The organism is Brevibacterium sp. 2SA (assembly GCF_005502845.1).
Lineage (GTDB): Bacteria > Actinomycetota > Actinomycetes > Actinomycetales > Brevibacteriaceae > Brevibacterium.
In genome coordinates, this window is record NZ_SCMW01000109.1 from 1 (window position 1) to 1,407 (window position 1,407).

Consider the following 1,407-nt stretch of genomic DNA (forward strand, 5'->3'; position numbering starts at 1 on the left):
AGGGATGGAAATCTCATCTCGGAGCAGGCTTCCCGCTTAGATGCTTTCAGCGGTTATCCTTCCCGAACGTAGCCAACCAGCCATGCACCTGGCGGTACAACTGGCACACCAGAGGTTCGTCCGTCCCGGTCCTCTCGTACTAAGGACAGCCCTCCACAAATTTCCTACGCACGCAGCGGATAGGGACCGAACTGTCTCACGACGTTCTAAACCCAGCTCGCGTACCGCTTTAATGGGCGAACAGCCCAACCCTTGGGACCGACTCCAGCCCCAGGATGCGACGAGCCGACATCGAGGTGCCAAACCATGCCGTCGATATGGACTCTTGGGCAAGATCAGCCTGTTATCCCCGAGGTACCTTTTATCCGTTGAGCGACCACGCTTCCACAAGCCATGGCCGGGTCACTAGTCCCAGCTTTCGCTCCTGCTCGACACGTCCGTCTCACAGTCAAGCTCCCTTGTGCACTTACACTCGACACCTGATTGCCAACCAGGCTGAGGGAACCTTTGGGCGCCTCCGTTACTCTTTAGGAGGCAACCGCCCCAGTTAAACTACCCATCAGGCACTGTCCCTGAACCCGATCAGGGTCCGAAGTTAAGGAATCCAGAATGGTCAGAGTGGTATTTCACTTGCCGACTCCACCCGATCTGGCGACCAGGCTTCAACATCTCCCACCTATCCTACACAAACCACACCGAAGCCCAATACCAAACTATAGTGAAGGTCTCGGGGTCTTTCCGTCCTGCTGCGCGTAACGAGCATCTTTACTCGTAATGCAATTTCGCCGAGTTCGTGGTTGAGACAGCAGAGAAGTCGTTACGCCATTCGTGCAGGTCGGAACTTACCCGACAAGGAATTTCGCTACCTTAGGATGGTTATAGTTACCACCGCCGTTTACTGGGGCTTAAATTCTCCGCTTCACCCTTACGGGTTAACGGGTCCTCTTAACCTTCCAGCACCGGGCAGGCGTCAGTCCGTATACATCGACTTACATCTTCGCACGGACCTGTGTTTTTAATAAACAGTCGCTTCTCTCTGGCCTCTGCGACCACCACCAGCTCCCAACCGCAAGGGTTGTTCACCAGGATGGCCCCCCTTCTCCCGAAGTTACGGGGGCATTTTGCCGAGTTCCTTAACCACGATTCTCTCGATCACCTTAGTATTCTCTACCTGACCACCTGTGTCGGTTATAGGGTACGGGCAACACACACCCTCACGTCGATGCTTTTCTCGGCAGCAGAGGATCACCAGATCACCCCACCACTGTGGGGCGCCCATCAGCTCTCACACACCTGTGGGGACGGATTTGCCTACCCCCACGTGCTACAACCTTAGACCACGACAACCATCGCGTGGCCTGGCTACCTTTCTGCGTCACACCTCACGCTGACCGACTCCACACTCAG

The 1,407-nt window shown here is 55.5% G+C and carries 1 rRNA gene; it reads right to left on the bottom strand.

The window, feature by feature from the left end:
- Positions 1-1,407, bottom strand: a 23S ribosomal RNA gene (locus FFS20_RS17790); the annotation flags it as partial.